Annotated in this window: 26 protein-coding genes; 8 read left to right on the top strand and 18 right to left on the bottom strand. The window is 67.0% G+C overall.

Annotated features, from left to right (window positions below; all coding sequences use genetic code 11):
• Positions 1-9: 9 nt before the first annotated feature.
• The 3 genes from E3U25_RS03620 to E3U25_RS03610 are packed head-to-tail and all read right to left on the bottom strand — an operon-like array spanning position 10 to position 2,835.
• Positions 10-762 carry an ABC transporter ATP-binding protein gene (locus E3U25_RS03620; protein WP_116221170.1) on the bottom strand — a complete coding sequence of 251 codons (753 nt, stop codon included), beginning with the start codon at positions 760-762 and terminating at the stop codon, positions 10-12.
• Entirely contained in the window at positions 755-1,795 is a 1,041-nt protein-coding gene (locus E3U25_RS03615; RefSeq protein WP_244294969.1) for a FecCD family ABC transporter permease, read from the bottom strand. The genes E3U25_RS03620 and E3U25_RS03615 overlap by 8 nt, the downstream gene beginning before the upstream one ends.
• The gene (locus tag E3U25_RS03610; RefSeq protein ID WP_166435409.1) at positions 1,792-2,835 is read right to left on the bottom strand and encodes an ABC transporter substrate-binding protein; all 1,044 of its coding nucleotides are present in this window, start codon (positions 2,833-2,835) and stop codon (positions 1,792-1,794) included. The genes E3U25_RS03615 and E3U25_RS03610 overlap by 4 nt, the downstream gene beginning before the upstream one ends.
• A gap of 101 nt (positions 2,836-2,936) precedes the next feature.
• On the opposite strand from E3U25_RS03610, the gene E3U25_RS03605 reads away from it, so the two are divergent.
• Positions 2,937-3,683 (top strand): substrate-binding domain-containing protein, encoded by a 747-nt coding sequence (locus E3U25_RS03605; RefSeq protein WP_166435410.1) that lies wholly within the window; start codon positions 2,937-2,939, stop codon positions 3,681-3,683.
• Here the strand turns inward: E3U25_RS03605 and E3U25_RS03600 are convergent.
• The 13 genes from E3U25_RS03600 to E3U25_RS03540 form a co-directional block, all read right to left on the bottom strand.
• Positions 3,671-4,036: a hypothetical protein gene (locus E3U25_RS03600; protein ID WP_116221173.1), complete on the bottom strand. Its 366-nt coding sequence runs from the start codon at positions 4,034-4,036 to the stop codon at positions 3,671-3,673. The two genes, E3U25_RS03605 and E3U25_RS03600, sit on opposite strands and share 13 nt — an antisense overlap.
• 103 nt (positions 4,037-4,139) lie before the next feature.
• A complete protein-coding gene (gene dmeF, locus E3U25_RS03595; protein ID WP_116221174.1) occupies positions 4,140-5,084 on the bottom strand; it encodes a CDF family Co(II)/Ni(II) efflux transporter DmeF in 945 nt (314 codons plus the stop codon).
• A gap of 25 nt (positions 5,085-5,109) precedes the next feature.
• A complete protein-coding gene (locus tag E3U25_RS03590; RefSeq protein WP_036755880.1) occupies positions 5,110-5,382 on the bottom strand; it encodes a metal/formaldehyde-sensitive transcriptional repressor in 273 nt (90 codons plus the stop codon).
• 283 nt (positions 5,383-5,665) lie between these two features.
• Entirely contained in the window at positions 5,666-6,190 is a 525-nt protein-coding gene (locus tag E3U25_RS03585; protein WP_116221712.1) for a L,D-transpeptidase family protein, read from the bottom strand.
• Between the two features lie 22 nt (positions 6,191-6,212).
• Complete coding sequence (locus tag E3U25_RS03580) at positions 6,213-6,686, bottom strand: DUF411 domain-containing protein (protein ID WP_116221175.1); 474 nt, start codon at positions 6,684-6,686, stop codon at positions 6,213-6,215.
• A 5-nt stretch (positions 6,687-6,691) separates the two neighbouring features.
• Positions 6,692-7,309 (bottom strand): SCO family protein, encoded by a 618-nt coding sequence (locus E3U25_RS03575; protein WP_116221176.1) that lies wholly within the window; start codon positions 7,307-7,309, stop codon positions 6,692-6,694.
• Positions 7,291-7,767 (bottom strand): copper chaperone PCu(A)C, encoded by a 477-nt coding sequence (locus tag E3U25_RS03570; RefSeq protein ID WP_116221177.1) that lies wholly within the window; start codon positions 7,765-7,767, stop codon positions 7,291-7,293. Before E3U25_RS03570 ends, E3U25_RS03575 begins: the two co-directional genes overlap by 19 nt.
• Before the next feature lie 4 nt (positions 7,768-7,771).
• Entirely contained in the window at positions 7,772-8,359 is a 588-nt protein-coding gene (locus tag E3U25_RS03565) for an SCO family protein (protein WP_116221178.1), read from the bottom strand.
• A gap of 11 nt (positions 8,360-8,370) precedes the next feature.
• Positions 8,371-9,030 (bottom strand): DsbA family protein, encoded by a 660-nt coding sequence (locus E3U25_RS03560; RefSeq protein ID WP_116221179.1) that lies wholly within the window; start codon positions 9,028-9,030, stop codon positions 8,371-8,373.
• Complete coding sequence (locus tag E3U25_RS03555) at positions 9,027-9,464, bottom strand: disulfide bond formation protein B (protein ID WP_116221713.1); 438 nt, start codon at positions 9,462-9,464, stop codon at positions 9,027-9,029. Before E3U25_RS03555 ends, E3U25_RS03560 begins: the two co-directional genes overlap by 4 nt.
• A gap of 163 nt (positions 9,465-9,627) precedes the next feature.
• Positions 9,628-10,083 (bottom strand): signal peptidase II, encoded by a 456-nt coding sequence (gene lspA / locus E3U25_RS03550; protein ID WP_244294972.1) that lies wholly within the window; start codon positions 10,081-10,083, stop codon positions 9,628-9,630.
• Positions 10,080-10,640, bottom strand: a complete 561-nt coding sequence (locus E3U25_RS03545) for a methyltransferase family protein (RefSeq protein ID WP_244294974.1) — start codon at positions 10,638-10,640, stop codon at positions 10,080-10,082. Before E3U25_RS03545 ends, lspA begins: the two co-directional genes overlap by 4 nt.
• A gap of 19 nt (positions 10,641-10,659) precedes the next feature.
• On the bottom strand, positions 10,660-12,873 hold the full coding sequence (locus tag E3U25_RS03540; RefSeq protein WP_116221181.1) for a heavy metal translocating P-type ATPase: 2,214 nt from the start codon (positions 12,871-12,873) through the stop codon (positions 10,660-10,662).
• Between the two features lie 93 nt (positions 12,874-12,966).
• Here E3U25_RS03540 and E3U25_RS03535 point away from each other — a divergent pair, with 93 nt between their 5' ends.
• Entirely contained in the window at positions 12,967-13,401 is a 435-nt protein-coding gene (locus E3U25_RS03535) for a MerR family transcriptional regulator (RefSeq protein ID WP_116221182.1), read from the top strand.
• A 99-nt stretch (positions 13,402-13,500) separates the two neighbouring features.
• Here the strand turns inward: E3U25_RS03535 and E3U25_RS03530 are convergent, their stop codons facing one another.
• Together E3U25_RS03530 and E3U25_RS03525 are read right to left on the bottom strand one after the other, a co-directional pair.
• Positions 13,501-14,082, bottom strand: a complete 582-nt coding sequence (locus E3U25_RS03530) for a L,D-transpeptidase (protein WP_338117741.1) — start codon at positions 14,080-14,082, stop codon at positions 13,501-13,503.
• A gap of 203 nt (positions 14,083-14,285) precedes the next feature.
• Positions 14,286-14,726, bottom strand: coding sequence for a hypothetical protein (locus E3U25_RS03525; RefSeq protein ID WP_116221184.1), 441 nt, complete (start codon positions 14,724-14,726; stop codon positions 14,286-14,288).
• Between the two features lie 56 nt (positions 14,727-14,782).
• Here E3U25_RS03525 and E3U25_RS03520 point away from each other — a divergent pair, with 56 nt between their 5' ends.
• The 6 genes from E3U25_RS03520 to gdhA all read left to right on the top strand — a co-directional run bounded on the left by E3U25_RS03520 (position 14,783) and on the right by gdhA (position 20,586).
• Entirely contained in the window at positions 14,783-15,256 is a 474-nt protein-coding gene (locus E3U25_RS03520; RefSeq protein ID WP_116221185.1) for a hypothetical protein, read from the top strand.
• A gap of 122 nt (positions 15,257-15,378) precedes the next feature.
• Entirely contained in the window at positions 15,379-15,546 is a 168-nt protein-coding gene (locus tag E3U25_RS03515) for a hypothetical protein (protein ID WP_157034063.1), read from the top strand.
• A 55-nt stretch (positions 15,547-15,601) separates the two neighbouring features.
• Positions 15,602-16,558, top strand: coding sequence for a TniQ family protein (locus tag E3U25_RS03510; RefSeq protein WP_116221186.1), 957 nt, complete (start codon positions 15,602-15,604; stop codon positions 16,556-16,558).
• Positions 16,555-16,803 (top strand): hypothetical protein, encoded by a 249-nt coding sequence (locus E3U25_RS03505; RefSeq protein WP_140847959.1) that lies wholly within the window; start codon positions 16,555-16,557, stop codon positions 16,801-16,803. Before E3U25_RS03510 ends, E3U25_RS03505 begins: the two co-directional genes overlap by 4 nt.
• Positions 16,804-17,632: 829 nt before the next feature.
• The gene (gene ccrA, locus E3U25_RS03500) at positions 17,633-18,922 is read left to right on the top strand and encodes a crotonyl-CoA carboxylase/reductase (protein WP_116221188.1); all 1,290 of its coding nucleotides are present in this window, start codon (positions 17,633-17,635) and stop codon (positions 18,920-18,922) included.
• Between the two features lie 302 nt (positions 18,923-19,224).
• Complete coding sequence (gdhA, locus tag E3U25_RS03495; RefSeq protein WP_116221189.1) at positions 19,225-20,586, top strand: NADP-specific glutamate dehydrogenase; 1,362 nt, start codon at positions 19,225-19,227, stop codon at positions 20,584-20,586.
• The last annotated feature ends 89 nt before the right edge of the window (positions 20,587-20,675 follow it).

The following is a 20,675-nucleotide window of genomic DNA, read 5'->3' as shown; positions in this document are numbered from 1 at the left end:
GTCTCTTTCCTATGCGCCGTAGAGCGGCACGATGGAGCGGAACCCGCGCTCCTCCGCCTGCACATCCAGGATCTTCACCGGCAAACCGTAAAGCATCTCGATCCGGGTCTCGGTCAAAGCCTCATGGCAGGGTCCAAAGACCGCGCCCTCCGGCAGCATCAGCAGCGCCGTGTCAGCAACGGCCAGCGCGTGGTTGGGCTGATGCGTGGTCATGACCACCGCCAGCCCGCGGTCGGCCAGCCTGCGCACGAGGCGCAGCACCCGGTCCTGGTTGCCAAGGTCCAGCGCCGAGGCGGGCTCGTCCAGAAACAGCGCCGCAGGTTCGGCCGCGATGGCACGCGCGATCAGCACCATCTGACGCTGGCCGCCCGACAAGGCGTCGAAACGCTCGGCCGCCTTGTCGGCAAGGCCGATCACCGCCAGTGCCTCCAGCGCAATCTCGCGGTCGCGGCTGCCCGGCATGCGCAGCAATCCGATATGGCGCGCGCGGCCCATCAGCACCATGTCGATCACGCGATAGGGGAAGGCGCGGGCGAAATCCTGCGGCACCAGCGCCGCGGTGCCGGCCACGGTGATCCGTCCCCGGGTCGGGGCGCGCAGCCCGGTAGCGACCCGCAGCAGCGTGGACTTGCCGCAGCCATTGGCGCCCAGCACGGCCGCAACCTGACCCGCCGCGACCGCAAAATCCAGGTCGCGGAACTGCCAGCGGGTGCCGTCCCAGGAATGCGCGGCGCCTTCGGCGCGGATCAGCGGCTCAGCCATCCATCCGCCTTTCCCGCGTCCGCCACAGCAGGACCGCGAACATCGGCGTGCCGATCAGCGCGGTCAGGATGCCGAGGGGTATTTCCGAGGCGCTCATGCTGCGCGCGGCATCGTCCACCAGCAGCAGGAACGATCCGCCAAGCAGCGCCGAGGCCGGCAGCAGCACCCGGTGATCGGCACCGACCAGCATTCGCGCCAGATGCGGCACCACCAGCCCGACCCAGCCGACCATGCCGGACACCGCGACCTGCGCCGAGACGATCATCGCCGTCAGCGCCAGCAGCAGCCAGCGCAGCCCCGTGACCGGCAGCCCCAAGGCACGGGCATCCTCGTCGCCCATCGACAGGATGTTGATCCGCCAGCGCAGCGCCAGAAGCCCCGCCGCGCAGGGCAGGACCGGCCCCGCCAGCAGCGCCGCCTTGCCCGCATCGGCGGTGGCAAAGCTGCCCAGCAGCCAGAACACGATCACCGGCAGCTTGTCCTGGCTGTCGGCGGTGAACTGCACCAGGCTGACCAGCGCCCCGAAGAAGCCCGAGACCACGACCCCCGCCAGCACCAGAACGAGGATATTGCTGCGCGACACGACCGAGGCAAAAAGCCAGACCAGCGCCAGCGCCGACAACCCGAAGGCGAAGGCCGCGCCCACCAGCCCCAGATGCTGCCAGCCCAGCAGGATCGCCAGCGTCCCGCCGAAGGCCGCGCCCGACGAGACGCCCACCACCTGCGGGCCGACCAGCGGATTGCGGAACAGCCCTTGCAGCGAGGCCCCCGCCAGCGCCAGCCCCGCCCCGGCCAGCACGGCCATGGTGACACGCGGCAGGCGGACCACGACGATCACGCTCCATTCCAGCGGCGTGACCGGCTCGGCCGGCGCGAGCCAGGGCGAAAGCAGGATCCGCAGCACGCGCCCCGGCGGAATGTCGATGCGGCCGACACCGAGTGAAGCGATGGCTGTGGCGACCAGCACCGCCGCCAGCGCCCACAGGATCCGGGTCTCGCGTCGTGCGGCGGCGACGGACAGCGCGGCGGTCACGGCTGATAGGGCACGCGGTAGAAGCGGCGGTAATAGCCGTCGGCATGGGCTTCCATGTCGATGTCCTCGAAGCGTTCGGGATAAAGCGTCTTGGCCATCCACAGCTCGCCCAGGGCCATGGCCTCGGGCATCGGATAGCCCCAGGCCTTGGCATATTCCGGCATCAGCCAGACCCGACCTGCCGTGACCGCGTCGATGGGCTGCCAGGCCGCGCCGGACTTGATCTCGTCCACCACCTGCGGATAGCGGTCCTGGACGAAGATGACCTGCGGGTTCCAGCCCAGGATCTCTTCCATCGTCACCTGCTTGTAGCCCTGGATCGAGTCCGCCGCGACGTTCTTTGCCCCGGCATAGGCCATCATCAGCCCGGTATATTTGCCGGTGCCATAGGTGGTCAGGTCCGGGTTCGCCATATAGGCGCGGACGCGATCGCCCTCGGCCACGTCGGCCAGCCGTTCGGCCACCAGCGCCCGCGACTCGGTCGCCGCCGCGATCAGGTCCTCGCCGGCCTCGGCCTTGCCGAATACTTCGGCGATCAGCCGCACGCCTTCGCGGAAGCCGGTGTCATAGGCCGCGGCCTCGTCGCCGCTAACCACGGGGCTTTGCTTGACCGCCTCCTCGGGCGGCACGTCAAGAAGCGAGATCGCCACCACGGGCAGGCCGACGGATTCGATCTGCTCGCGCATCTCGGCCGGGGCGTAATTGGTGACGAAGACGATATCGGGCTTCAGCGCCAGCAATTCCTCGATGTTCACGCTGGTCAGGCCGCCGGGCGTGCCGAGATCCTCGATCCCCGGCGCCAGCCGCGCGAAACCGGGACCGAGCTGCTTTTTCCATTCGTCCAGCACGCCGGCGACCTGGCCCTGCGCATCAAGCTGCACGGCGATGTTCAACGTCTGGTGCTGCAGGACGACGGCACGCTCGACGGTGTCGGGAATGGTCACCTCGCGCCCGATCTGGTCCGTGACGGTGCGGTCGGCAAGCGCGGGCGAGATAAGCGCGAGCGACAGGCCCAGGGCAAGCGCAGGCCGCGATGTCATTCGGCTATCAAAACATGTCATCGATGTCCCTCCGGCCTGTCATGCACAGGCGATTCGATATATCTAGTTAAGCATATCGCGTGACGCAGGACAGGATGGGAATGCCGCAAATCACTTTCGCCGTGGCGGGCAGCCTGGCCGCGGCGCTGACGGACTTCGCCCGCGCCTTTACCGCCCGTACCGGAGATGCCGTCGACATCCGCCATGGTCCCGCCGGCCTGTTGACGGCGGCGATCCGGGAGGGCCTGCCGGTCGATGTCTTCGTCTCGGCCAGCCCTGATGGGCCGGAGGCGCTGCATCGCGAGGGCCTTTTCAACCCGCCCTGCACCATCGCCCGGAACCGCATGGTGCTGGTGGTTCGTCCGGGGCTGTACGCGTCCGCCGAGGATCCTCTGGCCCTGCTGACCGATCCGCGCTGGCGCATCGGCATGTCAACGCCCCGTGCGGATCCCGGCGGCGACTATGCCGCAGCCTTCCTGGAGAGGCTCAAGACCGAAGATCCCCGACGCTGGCAGGATCTCGGCCCGCGTTGCGTCAGCCTTTACGGCGCCGTGCTGCCGGACCCGCATGAGCCGCTCCGCAGCCCGGCGCTCGCGGCCTTGATCGAGGGCCAGGCCGACATGCTGATCGTCTATGCGACCACGGCCGACCGGATCGCGCAGGCCCTTCCCGGAACACGGGTCCTGCCGCTGCCGCTGGAACTGGCGCCCCTGACCGAGATCTGCGCCTGCGTGCGATGCGACGGCCCCAAGCCGGCACACCGTTTCTTCGAGGCATTGCAAGGCGCGGATTGCAGGCTGATCCTGCGCCAACACGGCTTTCTCGCCGTCCCCGGTCAGCCCGGATAACCGAACCGCCCCTGCGCGTCCGGCCATGTCCAGATGCGGTCGTCGGCGAGGATCGCATCCACGACCGCTTCCGCCCTTGGCCGGGCGGATGGGTTGTCGCCCATCCCCATATGCTCGGTCTCGATCTCGACCAGGAACGCGACGACATCGTCGCGCGGCGTTCCCCGGCGCAGTTGCGAGGCTGCCGAGATCAGATAGCTGTCGTATTCGTCCGCAAAGGACAGGTTGGCCTCGTCGTCCCATCTGCCCGGCCGGCTTTCCGGGTCCAGCAAGCCGATGGGATCCCAGAGCGTCCAGCCGATATCGCGCAGCTTCGACAGCTTGATCCGGGGTTGCGGTGCGATCTCGGTCATGGGTCCGCCGGGGCAAGGGCTGGAGGATGGGCCAGCTTCGCACAGCCCGGCGAATGGTCGCAACGGGTTCCGGAATCCGCGGCCGACCCACCATGGCATCATCTCAGGCGGCGCTCACCCGCTCGACCTCGACGGTGACGTGGGAAAGCGCGTGGATCCGCGCGAGGCGCGACTTGTAATGCGAGGGCGCCTGCGGATCGCTCGACACCAGCGAGACGATGGCGGCGTGATGGCCCGGCCCGACCTGCCAGACGTGCAGGTCGGTAATGCGGTCGGTCTCGGTCTCGATCGCCGCGCGGATTTCGCCAGGCAGGTCCTCGTCTTCCGGCACCCGGTCCAGCAGCACGGCGCCGGAATCGCGGATCAGCCCCCAGGACCAGCGCGCGATCACCAGCGCGCCCACGACGCCCATCAGCGGATCGGCCCAGAGCCAGCCATAGCTGCGCCCGGCCAGCAGCGCCACGATGGCCAGGATCGAGGTCAGCGCATCCGCCAGCACATGCAGATAGGCGGCGCGCAGGTTGTTGTCCCGCGCATGGCCATGGTGGTCATGATCGTGGTGATGATGCCCATGCCCGTGGTGGTGGGAATGGTCGTCCCGGAGCAGCCAGGCACAGGCAAGGTTGACCACCAGCCCGACCACCGCGACACCGATGGCCTGTCCGAAGCGGATCTCGACCGGGTTGGCCAGCCGCAGCAGGCTCTCCCAGCCGATCAGCAGCGCGATCAGGGCCAGCACGACGGCGCTGGCGAAGCCGCCGAGATCGCCCAGCTTGCCGGTGCCGAAGCTGAAGCGCGTGTCGCCGACATGGCGGCGGGCATAGAGATAGGCCAGCGCGGTGATCAGCATCGCCCCGGCATGGGTGGACATGTGCCAGCCATCGGCCACCAGCGCCATCGAGCCGTAGAGCGTGCCGGCGGCGATCTCGGCCACCATCATCGCGGCCGTCAGGACGATGACCAGCCAGACCCGGCGCTCATTGCGCCGGTGGTGCTGCCCCAGGAAGTCGTGCCTGTGGGTATGGGCGGAGATGTCGATTGCGGACATGGCCGTTGCTCCCGCCGCCGCGCGGCTATTTCATGTAGGTTCGGATGACGTCGATCAGTTCCTCGCCGCCCTGCCGGCGCTCGGCCTCGGTCTCGGCGTGAAGCACGTGCTCGCGCAGATGGTCCTCCATCACCTCCGCCGTCAGCCCGCTCATCGCGCCGCGGGCCGAGGCCAGCTGGCGCAGGATCTCGCCGCAGGGCTTCTCGGCCTCGAGTGCGCGCTCGATCCCCTCGATCTGGCCCCTGAGGCGGCGGACCCGCGCGATCAGCTTTTCCTTGTCGCGGATGGTGTGGGACATGGCGGCGGCGATCCTCGGCTTCATATGATATGGGGGACTATACTATATAAGGCGAGGTCGGGGAAGCCGGGGAATGGATGAGGGCTAACGATGCCTTCGCTGTCCGCTATTCCACGGACGATGGCACAGACCATCTATCGATCACAAAAGTCCCCTGTTTTTATGCAGCCCGTTTAGTGAACAGAGGTCGACCGGCAATTCCTGCGTCCAACCGAGGGCTGCGCAAATCACATGAGAGCACAAAGATGTCCAACATCAAAAACCGCATCTCTCCACCTCCATCTCACGAATAGATCACGACCGGCGCGCCGGGTTGCAGCATGGCGTAGATGTCCTCGATCTCCTCGTCGGTGACGGTGATGCAGCCGGCTGTCCAGTCCCGATTCTTGCGGACCCGTTCATTGCCTTCGGGCCCGCGGCCGTGGAACATGATGTCCCCGCCCGGATCGCGTCCCAGTCGTTCAGCGAAGGCACGGTCCCGGTCGTTCGGATAGGAAATGCCCACGGAGAGATGATAGCGGCTGCGGGGGTTGAAACGGTCAATGAAATAGAGCCCTTCCGGCGTCTTGCCGTCGCCCTCGAACTGCTTGTGGCCGATGGGCTGGAAGCCCAGGCCGAAATCGTAGGATTTCAGCACCGTCTGGCCGCTCACCAGGTGCAAGCGGCGCTGGCCCTTGTAGACCACGACCTGGGTGACCGGAGGACCGGAATAAGACTTGAACTGCGGTCGCTTCGGCTGGGGCGCACCACAGGCTGCGAGGGCGGAAAGACCTGCCAGGGAAAAATGGCGCCGGTTCAAGGAAATCATGCGGTATTGCTCCTGAAACGGGTCAGCGGCCATCAGAAGCGGGATAGCTGCTGAAGACCTCGGTGCTGCCGTCCTTGCGGATCAGCAGGACATCATAGGCCTCGCGTTCAGATTCCGGTCCCATGCCGGGGCTGCCGTAGGGCATGCCCGGAACCGCCAGCCCGGCGGCGTCGGGTCGATCCTGCAACAGCCGGCGAATATCCTCGACCGGAACATGCCCCTCCAGGAAATACCCGTCGATCTCGCCGGTATGGCAGGAGGCGTGCTCGACCGGCACACCCCTGTCGATCTTGTGCTTCATCAGAAGGGTGCCGAAGCGCTTTTCCGAGGTCACCTCGAAGCCTTGCTGGCGCAGATGGTTCGTCCATTCGACGCAGCATTCGCAACCCTGCCCTTCGACGACATGGAGGGCCGGGTGCAGGTTCTGCGCCGTGGCGGCAAGGGGGACGGCCAGCAAGGCAACGGCGATCAACGCGCTGCGGCTCGCGGTAGACATGGTTCTCATTCGATGGCCCTGCGGATCTTCGGGACCGCGAACTGGCGATCCTCGTGGAAATCGATGATGCTCGACAATGCGCCCGACGGCCGAAAGACGTAGACGCCGGATGTATGATTCATCGTGTAATCGCCATCGTCACGCGGAACACGTTCGTATTTGACGGCAAAGCCGGCGGCCGCCTTGGCAATGTCCTCGGGCGATCCGGTCAGACCCCGGATGCGGGGATCGAAGTTCGACAGGTATTCGCCAAGGACCTGCGGACTGTCGCGTTCGGGATCGACGGTGATCAGGCTGACGCGGATGCGGTCGGCATCCGGTCCCAGGTCGTCCAGCCAACCGGAGATGTCCATCAGCGTCGTGGGACAGACATCGGGACACCAGGTGAAACCGAAGAAGACCATGCTGGCCTGCCCGAGCCAATCGCGCGGCGCGACGCGAGTGCCGTGATCGTCGGTCAGCTCCCAGGCCATGCGGGACAGGTCCATTCTCTCGCCATCGCGGGCGCCCTCGCCCCCTCTCGGCGGGGGCGGATCACCGCCGCGCCAGGTACCCAGCCCCATCATGAAGCCGAAGGCTCCCGCCAGGCCCGCCGCACCCAGGATCAGCCCGCGGCGTCGCATTCCGCCCCCTGTGCGCGTATCGACAGGACCCGGGCGTCGATCTCGACCGAGCCGGCCCGTTCGAACCGCAACGCCACCGGAAAGGTCTCGCCTTCGGCAAGCGGCGCGGTCAGCTCCATCAGCATGCCATGATAGCCGCCGGGAGCCAGACTGACGGTCTCGCCAGCCGGAATGTCGATCGCCTCGGCATGCGGCATCGAGGCGACGCCGTCCTTGACCACGGTCCGGTGCAGCATCGGCATGGCGGCGACCGGGGTGTCGATCCCCGTCAGCCGGTCGCCGGTCTCGCCATCGTTGCGGATCTCGACATAGAAGACCGCCGGGCGGGCGGTGCCGATGGTGGCGCGCGACCAGGCACCGGTGACGGTCAGGTCGCCCGCCGAGACGCTGGCGCATTCGGCCGCGGCGGCCAGGGGCAGCATGACGGCAAGCCCAAGCACAATTGCGAAGCGTTTCATCGGTTCAGATCCTTTCCTGGATATCCGCCAGAATCTCGGCTGCGGGGGTCTCATGGGGGAATTGGCGCAGCCATTCGCCATCCGGGCCGATCAAAAACAGCCCCGGACTATGCGACATGGTGTAGCCATCGGGTGCGGCCGGGGATTCCTCGCGCTCGAAATGGATCCTGAAGCTCTCGGCGGCCGCCTGCGTCGCGGCCCCGTCGCCGGCAAGGCCGAGGATCGCCGGATGGAAGGCCGCCAGATATTCGGACAGCCCCTGCCCGCGGTCCCGTTCGGGGTCGATGGAAATGAACAGCGGCTGCACCTTGTCCGCCTCCGGTCCCAGGTCGTCCATCACCAGCGCCACCTCGGACATGGTCGTCGGGCAGACGTCGGGGCAGTTGGTGAAGCCGAAGGAGACCAGCGCGAACCTGCCGCGGAAATCCTCCATGCCATAGGTCCGCCCGGCCGCGTCCTGCAATGCGAAATCGGGACGGAAGGCAGCTTGGGATGGCTCGGGCCGCCTTCCGGCCCAGTGCAAGGCAAGAACACCCGCCAGCGCCACGGCCACCAGCGCCCAGAGGACCAGCCTGATCCGTCGCAGGTTCATCGGCGGCCCCCTTACTGCGCGTTCACGGCGTCGGTGACGGCCGCGCGCAGTTTTTCGATGCTCAGATCCGTCAGCCTTTCGCCATTGATGAAGAAGGTCGGCGTGCCCCGGATTTGCAGCACCTCCACATCCGCCATGTCCTGGTTCAGGACGGCGGTTATCGCCGGGTGCAGCCGGTCCGACCCGGCCTTGGCAAGATCCAGCCCCGCTTCGCCAGCGACCTGCCAGGCCCAGTCCAGCCGCGGAGCACCGTGTGCCGCCCAGCGGGGCTGCTGATCAAGCAGGGCGTCGAGCACGGGCACAAACCTGTCCTGCATCCTTGCGGCTTCCAGGATGCGCACGGCCTCGTCCGATCCCTGGTGGAAGGGGGCATAGCGCAGCACGACGCGCAGCTGTTCGGGATGGTCCCGCAGCAGCCGGCTGACCGCGGGATGGAAAGCGCGGCAGGCCTCGCAGGAGGGATCGAAGAACTCGACCAGCGTCACCGGCGCATCCGCGGATCCAAGGATCGGGGAATGCGGTCGGACCAGCGCATCGGGCTGGGCTTGCAGGGTCTCGGCGATAGCGGCGGTCTGCGCGGCCTCGCGCCGCCGGGCGACCTGCCAGGCCCCACCTGCGAAGGCAGCCGCGCCGAGGACGAGGCTGCCGATGACGATGGTTCTGCGGTTCACGTTGGTTTTCCTTTCCCGAGGCCAAGGCACAGCGCGATCCCGGCGAAGGCGCCAAGCGAGAGATAGGGGATCGGCAGGCCGATGATGGTCATCTGCGCCCGGTTCGAGCAGGAGGGGCCGTCCCTGGTGCAGGGGCTGGCGGTCTCGGGGATCAGCCCGGCGTAAAGGCCGGAATGCCAGAGCGCGATGGCCAAACCGGCCGACACCAACGGCAGGGCATAGAACCATGCGCCCGCGTCCCCGCGCCACAAGCCGATGGCCAGCACCGGCACCAGCGGGAACATCGCGATCCGCTGATACCAGCACAGGGTGCAGGGCATCTGGCCCAGCACCTCGCCGATGAACAGCGCGCCCAGAGTTGCCGCCAGAGCAGTCAGAAAAGCAGCAAGCAGCTGTATTTCGGCGGCGGAAGTGACAGCGCGGTTACCCTGCATCATGCGCTCAGGCCCCTGGATCGCGGAAACCTTTGTTCGTCCGGCCAATGGCGTGGGAACCGGGCAATTGCGAGACTTGAGCGCAGCACGGTTTCCCCAGATATACAGCCCAAGATAGGCAACGAGTATGAGCGCGGCGGCGATAAGAGTTTCCTTCATGGCGCTAGGTCCTTTTCGCCATGGGGAGCAGGAACAGCACCGCGCCCAGAAAGATCGCGATGTCCGCGCCATTGAAGGCCGGCCAATGCTGGTCGCCCCAATAGAAATCCAGGAAATCCGTCACCCTGCCTTGCCGGAGCCGGTCCAGGACATTCCCTGCCGCCCCGCCCACGATCAACGCATGACCCACCGCCTCGAACGGATGGCGGGCACGCAAGGCCATGAGGGCGAAGAAGACGGTCAGCGCCGCCGTCAGCGCGGCCATGGCCAGCGGCCGTGTCGCCATGATTTCGGCGAGCAACCCGAAGCTTGCGCCGGTATTGAAGCCAAGAGCGAGGTTGAAACCGGCAAAGACCACGACGGGCCGTCCCTGCTCCAGCAAGGACAGCGCCGCGGACTTGCTCGCCTGGTCCAGCAGCAGAACCAGCAGGGCGACCAGAAGAAGGCTGTGCGGTCTCAAGTCCGTTCCTCTCGGCGAAGGCCGATCCAGCGCGGCACCTGCCGCGCCCATCGGTCATAGGCCTCGCCATGACGGGCGCGCAGCAGGCGCTCCTCGCTGCGGATCTGGACGGATGCAGAGGCGGCGAACAGCGCCAGCCCGGCCAGCGTCAGCACCGACGGGCTGGCCAGCAGGACACCGGCCAGAAGCAGGAACTGACCCAGGAAGGTCGGGTTGCGGCTGATCCTGAACGGTCCGGTGGTGACCAGCGGCCCTTCCTCGCCAGCGCGCAGCCCGACGCGCCACGACGCCCCCATCGCCATCTGCGCGCCGAAGGCCACCGCCATGCCGAGGGCGGCCAACGCGACGCCTGCAACCTGCAGGCCCGTGGGCAGGGCCGTGGAACCGGCCACGACCGGGCCGACCAGCGCCAGCAGGAAGCCCAGACGAAAGCCCATGGCCGCCAGGCGGTCGCGGCCCCGCGCATGGGCGAACAGCCAGACCGGCTGGCCTGCCGCGCGTCGCGCCTCGGCCGAGCCCAGAAGAACAGGGCCAGATAGCAGATCAGGATCAGCCATGCGGCCAGGGCGAGCGACATCAGGTCTGCTCCGGGCGGAAGCCCAGCAGGCGCAGGGCATTGAGCGTGACCAGCACGGTCGCGCCGGTGTCGGCCAGGATGGCGATCCACAGCCCGGTGATGCCGAGGACCGAGGTCACCAGGAACACCGCCTTCAGCCCCAGCGCGATGGCGACGTTCTGGCGGATGTTGCCCATCGTCGCCCGCGCCAGCCGGATCAGCGCCGGAACGTCCGCCACCCGGTCGCGCAGGATCGCCGCATCCGCCGTCTCCAGCGCCACGTCGGTGCCCGAGCCCATCGCCACCCCGACGCTCGCCTGCTTCAGCGCCGGGGCGTCGTTGATGCCGTCGCCGATCATCATCACGCCCCCCTGCGCGGCCATCTCGCGGATCGCGGCCAGCTTGCCTTCGGGCAGCATCCCGGCGCGATGGTCCATGCCAAGGGCGCCCGCGATGGCCTCGGCGGTGCGCGGGTTGTCGCCGGTCAGCATGACCGCGCCGACATCCAGCGCGCGAAGCTGGGCCATCGCCTCGGCGGCATCGGCGCGCGGCTCGTCGCGCATGGCGATCAACCCCAGGGGGCGGCGCGCGCGAAAGACCGCGACCACGGTCTTGCCCTCGCTTTCCAGCGCGGTGGCGCGGCGGATCGCATCGGCTTCGATTCCGCCCTGCTCGGCGGCATGGCGGGGCGAGGAGACCCATGCGGGCTCGTCCGCGACGACCGCCTCGACCCCCCGGCCCACCAGCGCCCGCGCCTCGCGCGCGGGCAGCGGGGCCACGCCCGCCTCGGCGGCACGCGCCAGGATGGCCTGCGCCAGCGGATGGCTGGAGCCGGCCTCGACCCCGCCCGCCACCGCCAGCAGCCCGGCCTCGTCCACGCCGGCGGCCGGCACCAGGTCGGTGACCACCGGCCGGCCATGGGTCAGCGTGCCGGTCTTGTCGAAGGCGACTTGGTTGACCTTGGCCGCGGCCTCGATCACCGCGCCGCCCTTCATCAACAGCCCGCGCTTCGCCCCGGCCGAGAGCGAGGAGGCGATCGAGGCCGGGACCGAGATCACCAGCGCGCAGGGGCAGCCGATCAGCAGCAGCGCCAGGCCGCGATAGATCCAGCTCCCCCAGTCCGCGCCGAATGCCAGCGGCGGCACCAGCACCACCAGCGCCGAGACCGCCACCACGGCGGGCATGTACCAGCGGCTGAAGCGGTCGATGAAGCGCTCGGTGGGGGCGCGGGCTTCCTCGGCCTCCTCGACCAGGCGGATGATGCGGGCGATGGTGTTGTCCGCAGGCTCGCGCATGACGCGCACGCGCAGCGCCGCCTCGGTATTGATCGAGCCGGCGAAAACCCCGTCCCCCGGTCCCTTGGTCACCGGCACGCTCTCGCCGGTCACCGGGCTGTCGTCGATGCCGCTCGTGCCCTCGGCGATCGCGCCATCGGCGGGGATGCGGTCGCCGGGACGGACCAGCACGACCTGGCCGATCTCCAGGCTGTTGGCGGGAACCTCCCGCGTCTTGCCGTTCACCTCCAGCAGCGCGGTCTTGGGCACCAGATCGGCCAGCGCCCGGATGCCGTCGCGCGCACGGCCGGCGGCGACGCCCTCCAGCACCTCGCCCAGGGCGAACAGGAACACGACCAGCGCCGCCTCCTCGGCCGCACCGATGAAGAGGGCGCCGACGGCGGCGATGGTCATCAGGCTTTCGATGGTGAAGGGCTGGCCCATGCGCAGCGCCGCGAAGGCGCGCTGCGCCACCGGGGCGACGCCGATCACGCAGGCCAGCAGGAAGGCCCAATAGCCCCATTCGGCCGTGGTCAGCAGTTCGAAGGCCCAGGCCGCCGCCAGCAGCACGCCGGTCATGACGACCAGCCGGCCCTTGGCGGTGCGATGCCATCTCTGGCCGCGGGCAGCGCCATGGTCGTGGCCATGCGTGGCCGGGACGGCTGCCGGTGCCACGGCCGCCGCAGGCGCGGCATCGGGCAGCACGAAGGCCTTCTTGCGCGGTGCCTCCTGCCCGCGCGGCGCGATGCCAAAGCCCAGGCGCCGAACCGTGTCCTCGATCTGGTCGCGGCTTGTCCCGTCCGGGTGCAGCGTCAGCGACAGCTTCTCGGCCATCAGCCCGACCGAGACCTCGCCCACCCCCGGCATCCGCTCGACCGCCGCGGCGATCTTGCGGGTGCAGGCGGCGCAGTCCATGCCCGTCACCGTCCATTCGACCCGTTCGGCATTTTCGTCACGCATCGTTCATCTCCTGCCCGCGCAGACCGCGGACCCTTGTCCTCGATGATTCGGGAACCTAGGTGCTCCAGCAACTAGAGCTTCAAGGGGTTTCTCATGCTCTCCATCGGAAAACTCAGCCGGGCGACCGGGGTGAAGGTGCCGACGATCCGCTATTACGAGCAGATCGGCCTGCTGCCCCAGCCCGAGCGGACGGCGGGCAACCAGCGGCTTTACGCGCCGAAGGTGCAAGAGCGGCTGGCCTTCATCCGCCACGCCCGCGACCTGGGCTTTCCGCTCGAGGCGATCCGCGAGTTGCTGAGCTTGTCGGACCGGCCGGACATCCCCTGCGCCGCCGCCGACGAGATCGCCGGCCGCCAGCTTGCGGCGGTCAATGCCCGCATCGCCCGGCTGACGGTGTTGCGCGACGAATTGCAGCGCATGCTGGCGCAATGCGCCTGCGGCACCATCGCCGACTGCCGGGTGATCGAGGTGCTGGGCAACCATGCGCTTTGCCTGCATGGCGATCATGGCGACACGGATCCCTCATAGGCGCGGTTTCGCACCGCCATCGAGACATGGGCCGGGCTGATCATCCGAGAGCCTCCTGGTTTCACATATCGCCGCGGGCTCGCGCCTGCGGCGAGGCTTCTAGAACACGGCGACCTGCGTGCCGATCTCGGCGAGGTCGTAAAGCTCGGTGACATGCTCGTTATAGAGGCCGTAGCAGCCGTTCGATGACAGGCGCCCGATCTTTCGGGTGTCATGCGTGCCGTGGATGAGATAGGCGGGCCAGGACAGATAGAGCCCATAAGCGCCAAGGGGATTTTCCGGCGTGCCGCCTTCGACGCGCAAGGGCAGGCTCGGATCCTTTTTGCGCATGTCGGGCGTGGGGGTCCATGGCGGGTTCTTCGCCTTGCGGACCACCTCGGTCTTGCCGCGCTTGGTCAGCTCCTCGGTCACCGGCACCGAGCAGGGATAGACCCGATAGGTGGCTTCGCCGGCGGACCAGTAGTGCAGCGCCCGCGACGAAACATCGGCCAGGATCACCCCGACCCCCAGGTCGCTGAAATGATCGCTCCAATGCCACATGCGGAAGGCGGACAGGTTCCGGCGCCGATCGGCGTTCGGATTTACCTGCCAGGCGCCGATATCGGGTGCCTGCCCCTGGCCCGCACCGCCATAGACCATGTTCCCCGTGCTCGGGTCGAACTGCTGCGCAAACGCGCCCATGGCGCCGCTACCGGCACATATCAGCCCGCCGACAAATGCCCTGCGATCAAGGCCGGAGCCTTTGAATCCCTTATCCATGTTGATGACTCAATCCGTTCTGTCTGTGATCACATCAGCCCGGAAACCGCGTCGGGGTGGGCCATGACGACCGCACCCGGCGGGATTTTGCCAGGCTGATGGCGAATTGCGCCCGAGGCGCAGGATCAGACGAAGAGAGTTCTCGGAGGCCGCTCTTGCTGCAGCGGTCCCGTCGTTCGCCAGGACGAGACGGCAAACAGCCGCTCGAGCCTGCTGGCGTGCTGTGCGGCCCCATCTTGCAAGGACGCCGTCTCGACGGCGGCATGCGAGGCACAGGTCCAGTCGCAGGCTGTTCCATCGCTGCTGCAACTGCCGCTCAGCATGCAGGACGCATTGCCTGGGGCGGAAGAAGGCTCGGCCTCCTGCCCGGCTGCGGCTTCCATCGCCAATTGCTGCGACGCTACCACGCCGTCATGCGCCACCGACAGGATCAGGGCGGCGTTCATCACGGCAAAGGTGAACAGCAGGGCGAGCAGGCGCATCATGCCATATGGGTAGGATGGCCCGCCCGCGAAGTCCATCGGGATGTGATCGCAAATGCGTGTGTTCAAGGACGGGATCACCATTCTCGGCATCCGGTATCATTCGGATGATCTCGCGACCTGGTTCCGGTGGGCAGACCGTGGACATCCGCTGGGACCATGCCGACATCGGCGCCATCGAAGTCTGCCTCGACGGGAACTGGGTCGAGGTCGGGACCATGCATGCCGAGACGAGTGAGGGCCGCCTGTTCGACGGGCTGCACGCACAGGAATGGATCGCGACCCGTCGCGCCCTGCGCACCCGTGCCGAGAAACAGAGATCCTGGAACGAGGCGGTCGTTTTCGAGGCGCTCAAGGCGATCCGGGACATGAACACCACCAGCAAGCTGGCCTTCGGCCTGATCGACAAGAACTGGACGGTGGAGAACCTGCAAAAGCTCGAATCCTCCCTGTTCGACAGCTTCAAGGTGGCTGCGAACACCGCCCGGACCCAGAGGTCGGAAGATGGCTACGGCCGCTCCATCGAACCCCGTGCTCCCCGGAACACGGAGACCGATGCCGCGCCCCAGCAGGCCCCGGCACGCCGCGCCAACAACTTCGAGATGGAAGACTGATCCATGACCGCCGATACCCCGCAGTCCCGACGCCGGCCGCCCCCAAGCCCGTCGCACAGGTCATCGCCGGGCTGCGACGCATTCATATCGAGAGCGACCGCGACAGGGACCTGAAGCTCCAGTTGCAGCGCCTGTTCCAGACCGATGACGAGGGAAACCTCCTGCCCCTGCCGGCGCGCTTCACCGCCGGGCAGGAGACCCGCGGCATCGCGCTGATCGAGCCCGCCGGTGGTGGCAAGACCACCGCGATCCGCACCGAACGCCAACGCAAGCAGCTGTCGAGGTCCTGATCCATGCCGCTTCTTCCCTTCCTTCCGCTGGCCGCCGGCGAATCCCTGATGTCCTATGTCGCGCGCATGGCCCGGTTCCATGCCGGGATGGCGGCCTTCCGTTCATGGCTTTTCTGGATCTGGCTCGCCAATCCGTCATGCCAGCGGCGCCCGAGACCGTGGAGCGCATCGCGGCGCTCAGCGGCATGCCTCGGGCCGGATTGCTTCGCGCCGCGATCCTGCCGGCCGGCAAGGCGGCCATGAGCACCGGGGACAGTTGTTCGACATCAGGTTTCTCGATCGTCGGCGGATCACCTTCTGCCCCGCCTGCCTGCTGGAAGATCGCCAAATGGCGGCCGGAAGCCATGGACAACGCGTCGGACGGCTGCACTGGATGTTCGCCCCTGTCAGGACCTGCCCGCGCCATGGCATCCCCCTGATCCGCCGCAAGGCCGCTACGGAGGAGGAGCGATTCCAGTTGCCGGGCGCGCTCGCCGAATCGGATGACGCGCTCGAACGCCTGGCCGCGGAAACCCCTCGGCATGGGGTCTCGCCGCTTCAGGCCTATGTCGCAGCCCGTATTGACGGGCAGGCAGGCCCCCAGTGGCTCGACAGCCAGCGCATCGATCAGGTCGCCCGTGCCACGCAACTGCTCGGCGCCTGCCTCTTCCATGGCACGCTGGTGAAAGCCTCCTTGTTGACCCAAGAGCGATGGGACGAGAGCGGAAAGGTCGGGTTCGGATTCATCTCACGGGGGCCTGACGGCGTTCGAGACGGCCTTGAGGAAATCTTCAGCGCCGTGAAACGGCAACAGCCCGTGTCGACGCCGCGATCCGCATACGGCCCGCTCTACTCCGGTGCCCTCTCCGATCCAGATGGCATCGGCCGACCGAGGACATCCTGCGGAGCCATATCCTTGACAGCATGTCGATCGCCGCCGGAGAAACCTTGCTCGGCGAAGTGGCAGCCCAGCGGCGGCGCCATAGCATCACCTCGCTCTGCGATGAAACGGGTGTTCCACGAGGTTCGTTGACGACGGTCCTGATCGCGTTCGGCCTGCCGGCCGACAGCGAGGATAAGTATTTGCATGTCAACGACACCTTCGCGGCACACGCCCAGGGACAGGCAGGTTTCGATTCGATCCTGATCGATGAAGAGGAAATGACGGGCGCTCTCTACGCACCGCGCATGCCCCCGGATCAGCAAGGACGAAGCCGCCGAAATCCTCGGCATCGACGACGGCGCCGTAGCCAGCCTGCTGCGGCTGGCCAATCATGACGGCACCCCCTACTGAAGCGCGTCGTTCCGATCATCGGCGACCGCGAGGCGCCCTGGCATATCGAACTCGACAGTTTCTATCGCTTCCGACCCGCTCATGTCTCGCTCGCAACCCTGGCGCGACAGCGCTCGCTCGAAAAGGAGGAACTCCGACGACAGTTGTGGACGCGCGGCATCCGGTCGATCCTCCACGGCTCGAATCGCGATTGCGGAATCTATCGGCTCGCGGATCTTTAGTTAGCAATCGCAGCATTTCATCGGCCAGGCCGTCCCTCGGGGCGGCTTTTTTTTCGGGAAGTTTCGATGAGCGCCAATGGCCTTGGCAAATGGGCAAAGTCACCGTCCAACCACACTTGGGATGGCGGAAAACAAGGGATTTCCGGGCTTCCATCGCCTGTCGTTTCAGGCCTTGCCCCCGGAAATGCCGGGAAAATTCGGCATTTGCGCCCGGCAATGCAGGTGCAGCGCGGATCGCAGCGAGGGCTGGCCTAGAGGCCGGAAGGCGAAGAACCGCGGCCGCGCCTAGGCAGGGGGCGGCAGGAAATGCGGGCTGGGCCCATCCGACGGCCCAACCCCGCCCGCTGCGCCACCGATTCGGCGGGCAAGCGCCGCCTTGAGCCCGGCAGGCCCTGCTCCGACCCAGCCATCGGGGCGCCGGGTTCCGCTGCACTGCGGCGGTTCGCGCATTCGTTACGACAGATTATTACAATTTCTACATCAGTAATATTGCAATGTTGCGCAGTCATCCTTACAACGGGCGCTGCAACCCGCGCTGATTCTGCGCCGCGGCGGAAACCCGGCGCCGAAAGCGGCAAAAGAGGACTCTGAGATGGCCCTGGACCAACCCACCCCGATCGCGCCCTATGACGCACCGGAAAAGGATCTCTACGAGATCGGCGAGATGCCGCCTCTGGGCTATGTGCCCAAGCAGATGTACGCTTGGGCCATCCGCCGCGAACGCCATGGCGAACCCGACAAGGCCATGCAGGTCGAGGTGGTCGAGACGCCGCCGATCGACAGCAACGAGGTGCTGGTCCTGGTGATGGCGGCGGGCGTCAACTACAACGGCATCTGGGCCGGCCTGGGCGTGCCGATCAGCCCCTTCGACGGCCATGGCGCGCCCTATCACATCGCGGGCTCGGACGCCTCGGGCATCGTCTGGGCGGTGGGCGACAAAGTCAAGAACTGGAAGGTCGGGGACGAGGTCGTCATCCATTGCAACCAGGACGACGGCAACGACGAGGAATGCAACGGCGGCGACCCGATGTATTCGCCCAGCCAGCGCATCTGGGGCTACGAGACGCCGGACGGCAGCTTCGCACAATTCACCCGCGTCCAGGCCCAGCAGCTGATGCGCCGCCCCCAGCACCTGACCTGGGAGGAATCGGCCTGCTACACGCTGACGCTGGCCACCGCCTACCGCATGCTCTTCGGCCACGAGCCGCATGAGCTGAAGCCGGGCATGAACGTGCTGGTCTGGGGCGCCTCGGGCGGGCTTGGCAGCTTCGCCATCCAGCTGATCAACGCCGCCGGGGCCAATGCGGTCGGCGTCATCAGCGACGAGGACAAGCGCGAGTTCGTCATGAGCCTTGGCGCCAAGGGTGTCATCAACCGCAAGGACTTCAAGTGCTGGGGCCAATTGCCCAAGGTGAACACCCCCGAATACAAGGAGTGGTTCAACGAGGTGCGCAAGTTCGGCAAGGCGATCTGGGACATCACCGGCAAGGGCAACAACGTCGACATCGTCTTCGAACATCCGGGCGAGGCGACCTTCCCGGTCTCGACCTTCGTCTGCAAGAAGGGCGGCATGGTGGTGATCTGCGCCGGCACCTCGGGCTTCAACTGCACCTTCGACGTGCGCTACATGTGGATGCACCAGAAGCGCCTGCAGGGCAGCCATTTCGCGCATCTGAAACAGGCGTCTGCGGCCAACAAGCTGATGCTCGAGCGCCGCATCGACCCCTGCATGTCCGAGGTCTTTCCCTGGGCCGAAATCCCGGCCGCGCATCTGAAGATGCTGCGCAACGAACACAAGCCCGGCAACATGGCGGTGCTGGTGCAGGCCCCCGTCACGGGCCTGCGCACCTTCGAGGACGCGCTGGAGGCGGGGCGCCGCTGACCCCGACCCCGGCGCAACTGGACCGTCCGGCGCGAGGAGGCGCCGGGCGGTCTTTTGCTTTGCAAGGCAGGTGTCATTGCAAGCGACATGTCATGGCAAGAAGCGTGGCAAAAAGCCGCTGCCCGCAGAACGGGCAGAACGAAAACCCTCTAGCCATTGATATTACGTGATTTATCCCTGGGATAACTTGGCATTACGCCAAAAACTCGGGCATTTTGCCCGAATATTGCTCTTGCCCCATTCAAACTGCCCGCACCTTGGGCTAAGGAGCCCTCCGACCCCAAGGGAAAGGATTCCGCGACATGCCGCAGATCGACGACAAGCTTGCCCCCATCTATGAGGAGGTGGTCCGCCGCAACGCAGGCGAGCCCGAATTCCACCAGGCGGTGCGCGAGGTTCTGGAAAGCCTTGGCCGCGTCGTCGCCAAGCGCCCCGACTATCTGGAGGACGCCCTGATCGAGCGCATCTGCGAACCCGAGCGCCAGATCATCTTCCGCGTGCCGTGGACCGATGACAAGGGCCGGGTGCAGATCAACCGCGGCTTCCGGGTGCAGTTCAGCTCGGCCATGGGCCCCTACAAGGGCGGCTTGCGCTTCCACCCCTCGGTGAACGTGGGCATCATCAAGTTCCTGGGCTTCGAGCAGATCTTCAAGAACGCGCTGACCGGCCTGCCCATCGGCGGCGGCAAGGGCGGCTCGGACTTCGATCCCAAGGGCCGCACGGACGGCGAGATCATGCGCTTCTGCCAAAGCTTCATGACCGAGCTTTACCGCCACCTGGGCGAATACACCGACGTGCCGGCGGGCGACATCGGCGTGGGCGCGCGCGAGATCGGCTACATGTTCGGCCAATACAAGCGCCTGACCAACCGCTACGAGGCGGGCGTGCTGACCGGCAAGGGCCTGTTCTACGGCGGCTCGCTGGCGCGCAAAGAGGCGACCGGCTACGGCAACACCTATTTCACCCAGGCCATGCTGAGGACCGGCGGCACCGATTTCGACGGCAAGACGGTCGTGGTCTCGGGCTCGGGCAACGTCGCCATCTACACCATCGAGAAGGTGCAGGAATTCGGCGGCAAGGTCATCGCCTGCTCGGACAGCTCGGGCTATATCGTGGACGAGGGCGGCATCGACCTTTGCCTCCTCAAGGAAATCAAGGAAGTGCGCCGCGGCCGCATCTCGCAATACGTGCGGATGAAGGGCGAAGGCAACGGCGCCTATTTCGTAAAATCCGGCGAGGGCTCGATCTGGGACGTGGCCTGCGAGGTCGCCATGCCCTCGGCCACGCAGAACGAGCTGACCGGCAAGGACGCCGCCAAGCTGGTCAAGAACGGCGTGACCGCGGTCGGCGAGGGCGCGAACATGCCCTGCACCCCCGAGGCGATCCGCACCTTCCAGCAGGCCGGCGTCAAGTTCGGCCCCGGCAAGGCGGCGAACGCCGGCGGCGTCGCCACCTCGGCGCTGGAGATGCAGCAGAACGCCTCGCGCGACCGCTGGAGCTTCGAAAAGACCGAGGCCAAGCTTGCCGAGATCATGCGCGACATCCATGACAGCTGCTACAGCACGGCCGAGGAATTCGGCGCACCGGGCGATTACGTCATCGGCGCCAACATCGCCGGCTTCATCCGCGTGGCCGAACCGATGCGTGCCTTCGGCGTGATCTGATGCCGCAGCAGGCGGGCCGCATCCCGGCCCGCCTTGCCAGCACGGGCCGGGACCGCTAAGCGGCACCATGCCCCTGCCCATCGCCCCCT

The organism is Paracoccus versutus, from assembly GCF_029909795.1.
Taxonomy (GTDB): domain Bacteria; phylum Pseudomonadota; class Alphaproteobacteria; order Rhodobacterales; family Rhodobacteraceae; genus Paracoccus; species Paracoccus versutus.
This window is presented reverse-complemented; position numbering and strand designations above follow the sequence as displayed.

Excerpts from the sequence above, each read along its gene's own strand:
- E3U25_RS03525 (WP_116221184.1), bottom strand. The coding sequence starts at position 14,726 with ATGGTGATCCCGTCCTTGAACACACGCATTTGCGATCACATCCCGATG.
- E3U25_RS03590 (WP_036755880.1), bottom strand. The coding sequence starts at position 5,382 with ATGTCCCACACCATCCGCGACAAGGAAAAGCTGATCGCGCGGGTCCGC.
- E3U25_RS03565 (WP_116221178.1), bottom strand. The coding sequence starts at position 8,359 with ATGAACCTGCGACGGATCAGGCTGGTCCTCTGGGCGCTGGTGGCCGTG.
- E3U25_RS03575 (WP_116221176.1), bottom strand. The coding sequence starts at position 7,309 with ATGCGACGCCGCGGGCTGATCCTGGGTGCGGCGGGCCTGGCGGGAGCC.
- E3U25_RS03510 (WP_116221186.1), top strand. The coding sequence starts at position 15,602 with ATGTCGCGCGCATGGCCCGGTTCCATGCCGGGATGGCGGCCTTCCGTT.
- E3U25_RS03600 (WP_116221173.1), bottom strand. The coding sequence starts at position 4,036 with ATGACCGAGATCGCACCGCAACCCCGGATCAAGCTGTCGAAGCTGCGC.
- E3U25_RS03605 (WP_166435410.1), top strand. The coding sequence starts at position 2,937 with ATGCCGCAAATCACTTTCGCCGTGGCGGGCAGCCTGGCCGCGGCGCTG.
- E3U25_RS03530 (WP_338117741.1), bottom strand. The coding sequence starts at position 14,082 with ATGGGCGCGTTTGCGCAGCAGTTCGACCCGAGCACGGGGAACATGGTC.
- dmeF (WP_116221174.1), bottom strand. The coding sequence starts at position 5,084 with ATGTCCGCAATCGACATCTCCGCCCATACCCACAGGCACGACTTCCTG.
- gdhA (WP_116221189.1), top strand. The coding sequence starts at position 19,225 with ATGCCGCAGATCGACGACAAGCTTGCCCCCATCTATGAGGAGGTGGTC.
- E3U25_RS03620 (WP_116221170.1), bottom strand. The coding sequence starts at position 762 with ATGGCTGAGCCGCTGATCCGCGCCGAAGGCGCCGCGCATTCCTGGGAC.
- E3U25_RS03545 (WP_244294974.1), bottom strand. The coding sequence starts at position 10,640 with ATGGCTGATCCTGATCTGCTATCTGGCCCTGTTCTTCTGGGCTCGGCC.
- ccrA (WP_116221188.1), top strand. The coding sequence starts at position 17,633 with ATGGCCCTGGACCAACCCACCCCGATCGCGCCCTATGACGCACCGGAA.
- E3U25_RS03585 (WP_116221712.1), bottom strand. The coding sequence starts at position 6,190 with ATGATTTCCTTGAACCGGCGCCATTTTTCCCTGGCAGGTCTTTCCGCC.
- E3U25_RS03535 (WP_116221182.1), top strand. The coding sequence starts at position 12,967 with ATGCTCTCCATCGGAAAACTCAGCCGGGCGACCGGGGTGAAGGTGCCG.
- E3U25_RS03580 (WP_116221175.1), bottom strand. The coding sequence starts at position 6,686 with ATGTCTACCGCGAGCCGCAGCGCGTTGATCGCCGTTGCCTTGCTGGCC.
- E3U25_RS03555 (WP_116221713.1), bottom strand. The coding sequence starts at position 9,464 with ATGCAGGGTAACCGCGCTGTCACTTCCGCCGCCGAAATACAGCTGCTT.
- E3U25_RS03540 (WP_116221181.1), bottom strand. The coding sequence starts at position 12,873 with ATGCGTGACGAAAATGCCGAACGGGTCGAATGGACGGTGACGGGCATG.
- E3U25_RS03570 (WP_116221177.1), bottom strand. The coding sequence starts at position 7,767 with ATGAAACGCTTCGCAATTGTGCTTGGGCTTGCCGTCATGCTGCCCCTG.
- E3U25_RS03610 (WP_166435409.1), bottom strand. The coding sequence starts at position 2,835 with ATGACATCGCGGCCTGCGCTTGCCCTGGGCCTGTCGCTCGCGCTTATC.